The 3,540-nt window shown below is 53.7% G+C and carries 2 rRNA genes; both read right to left on the bottom strand.

Annotation, left to right across the window (positions count from 1 at the left end):
• Positions 1 to 41: 41 nt before the first annotated feature.
• Positions 42 to 156, bottom strand: a 5S ribosomal RNA gene (gene rrf, locus KZZ07_RS26355).
• A gap of 202 nt (positions 157 to 358) precedes the next feature.
• Positions 359 to 3,217, bottom strand: a 23S ribosomal RNA gene (locus KZZ07_RS26350).
• Positions 3,218 to 3,540: the final 323 nt, after the last annotated feature.

Genomic DNA, 3,540 nt, shown 5'->3' with positions numbered 1-3,540 from the left:
TTATATTCGTATTTTGCATAGAGAGGTATGGTTTTTTCTAGGTTTGGCGGCGACCTACTCTCCCACGTCTTGAGACGCAGTACCATTGGCGCGGTGGCACTTAACGGCCGGGTTCGGAATGGATCCGGGTGTTTTGCTCACGCTATGACCACCAAACCGAGGAAAAACCATTGCCGCGACGCGGCGATGGTTTTGGTGGGCGTCAGTGCATTTGCGGAGCAAATGTCACGGGAGCCCACACCCAACCATGCCAGGTGCGGCATCAATCAACTGTGTTGTCCAGGTCAAGCACCTGTATTGCGGTGTAGTATGCTGTTTGTCCTTGGCGAGGTTTTTTTCAACCTTGCTGTTACTGGATCAAATCAAGCCTATCGGACCATTAGTACCGGTCAACTGAACACATTGCTGTGCTTACATCTCCGGCCTATCGACGTGGTGGTCTTCCACGGTCCTCAGGGATACCTTGTTTTGAGGGGGGCTTCCCGCTTAGATGCCTTCAGCGGTTATCCTGTCCGATCATAGCTACCCAGCACTGCCATTGGCATGACAACTGGTCCACCAGTGGATCGTTCACCCCGGTCCTCTCGTACTAGGGGCAACTCCTCTCAAGTATCCTACACCCACGGCAGATAGGGACCGAACTGTCTCACGACGTTCTAAACCCAGCTCACGTACCTCTTTAAATGGCGAACAGCCATACCCTTGGGACCTGCTCCAGCCCCAGGATGAGATGAGCCGACATCGAGGTGCCAAACACTGCCGTCGATATGGACTCTTGGGCAGTATCAGCCTGTTATCCCCGGCGTACCTTTTATCCGTTGAGCGATGGCCCTCCCACTTGGGACCACCGGATCACTATGGCCGTCTTTCGACTCTGCTCGACTTGTCAGTCTTGCAGTCAGGCTGGCTTCTGCCATTGCACTCAACGAGCGATTTCCGACCGCTCTGAGCCAACCTTCGCGCGCCTCCGTTACGCTTTAGGAGGCGACCGCCCCAGTCAAACTACCCACCACGCAGGGTCCCGGACCCGGATAACGGGCCGCGGTTAGACATCAAGCAGAACAAGGGTGGTATCTCAAGGGAAGCTCCACAGGGACTGGCGTCCCTGCTTCAAAGCCTACCACCTATCCTGCACATGTTGTGCCTGATGCCAGTGCGAAGCTGTAGTGAAGGTGCACGGGGTCTTTCCGTCTAACCGCGGGAAGCCTGCATCTTGACAGGCAATTCAATTTCGCTGAGTCGATGTTGGAGACAGCGGGGAAGTCGTTACGCCATTCGTGCAGGTCGGAACTTACCCGACAAGGAATTTCGCTACCTTAGGACCGTTATAGTTACGGCCGCCGTTTACCTGGGCTTCAATTCGGAGCTTGCACCCCTCCTTTTAACCTTCAGGCACCGGGCAGGCGTCAGACCCTATACGTCGTCTTGCGACTTCGCAGAGCCCTGTGTTTTTAATAAACAGTCGCCACCCCCTGGTTTGTGCCCCCGGTAGTCGTGTACCGGGCCTCCTTCTCGCGAACTTACGGAGGTATTTTGCCGAGTTCCTTCAACATCGTTCTCTCAAGCGCCTTGGTATTCTCTACCAGTCCACCTGTGTCGGTTTAGGGTACGATCTCATGGAGGGCTATTTCCTGGGACTGTCTTGGATACGCGCCAATCCGATAAGGCACGCACGCCGCCACAATCCGTCACATCCTCCTGGCCCAGGAATATTAACCTGGTTCCCATCGACTACGCCTTTCGGCCTCGCCTTAGGGGTCGGCTTACCCTGCTCAGATTAGCTTTAAGCAGGAACCCTTGGACTTTCGGCGAGAGTGTCTCTCACACTCTTTGTCGCTACTCATGTCATCATTCTCGCTAGTGATCTCTCCACCGGATCCCTCACAGGCCGGCTTCACTGAAAGCACTTTATCTTGTGCTACCGCCTATCGGATACATGAGCACGTTTACACGTGCCCGGTCTCCAATGTGCGATAGTAAAGATAAGTGCTATATCACACTACGCTCCGCTACCATGCCTTACGGCATCCTAAGCTTCGGCTCATGGCTTGAGCCCCGTTACATCTTCGCCGCAGGACAACTTGTTTAGACCAGTGAGCTGTTACGCTATCTTTAAAGGATGGCTGCTTCTAAGCCAACCTCCTGGTTGTTTTGGTCGTCCCACCTGCTTTCCCACTTAGCCATGAATTGGGGGCCTTAGCTGTAGGTCAGGGTTGTTTCCCTCTCCACTACGGACGTTAGCATCCGCAGTGTGTCTGCCATCTAGTACTCCCCGGTATTCGGAGTTTGGTTAGGATCAGTAAGCCTGTGGGGCCCCATTACCCATCCAGTGCTCTACCCCCGGGGGTATTCGGATGACGCTCTACCTAAATAGATTTCGCGGAGAACCAGCTATCTCCGAGTTTGATTGGCCTTTCACCCCTAGGCACAACTCATCCCGACCTTTTTCAACAGGTGTGGGTTCGGACCTCCAGTAAGTGTTACCTTACCTTCATCCTGGTCATGCCTAGATCACTCGGTTTCGGGTCTGATCCATCTAACTCGACGCCCTATTAAGACTCGCTTTCGCTGCGCCTACACCTATCGGCTTAAGCTTGCTAGATAGACCAAGTCGATGACCCATTATACAAAAGGTACGCCGTCACTCCGTAAGGAGCTCCGACTGATTGTAGGCGTTCGGTTTCAGGTACTGTTTCACTCCCCTCGTCGGGGTGCTTTTCACCTTTCCCTCACGGTACTGGTTCGCTATCGGTCAGCAAGGAGTACTTAGCCTTCGAAGGTGGTCCTCCGATCTTCAGACAGGATTTCACGTGTCCCGCCCTACTTAATACGTCCTATCGAGCTTCTCGTACGGGGCTGTCACCCGCTATGGCCATGCTTTCCAGCATGTTCCGATCACTCTCAAGGCTCGGCTGGTCCCCGTTCGCTCGCCGCTACTAGGGGAGTATCATTGATTTCCTTTCCTCCGGGTACTTAGATGTTTCAGTTCCCCGGGTTTGCTCTTCAAACCCTATGTATTCAGGTAAGAAGTACCTGGTTTACCCAATTATCAAAAACCTGACGGCTGATAATAACTGAATATCAGGTGGGTTGCCCCATTCGGAGATCCAGGGATCAAAGCCTATTCTCGGCTCCCCCTAGCTTATCGCAGAGTATCACGTCCTTCATCGCCTCTTGCTGCCAAGGCATCCACCAAACGCCCTTTTCGCGCTTGATTTGATCCAGTAAGAGCAAGGTTTGGTATCCCGCTGGTTCGCAAGGACCCTTGACTGGAAGCACGGTCGGCAGACCGCCCTTCCCTCTTACCGGACAAAGCATACTTTCCCGCCCCGGTGTATGAACCGGGACATGGAATTCAAAACCGCATCGAGCGGTTTCAAATTCCTCTCATTCCTTCTGCAAGCAGAAGAATGAGTGGTTAGTGTACTTGACTTGGACAACGATTGCTCGTTTCAGAAGGGATAGTTCCTGCCGGTCGGCTAGACCGCCAGTCACCCTCTCCCCCGGCTTTGCAGCCCGTGGAGACCAACTGAGATTGCC

The organism is Mameliella sp. CS4, from assembly GCF_019392335.1.
Taxonomy (GTDB): Bacteria; Pseudomonadota; Alphaproteobacteria; order Rhodobacterales; family Rhodobacteraceae; genus Antarctobacter.
This window is presented reverse-complemented; position numbering and strand designations above follow the sequence as displayed.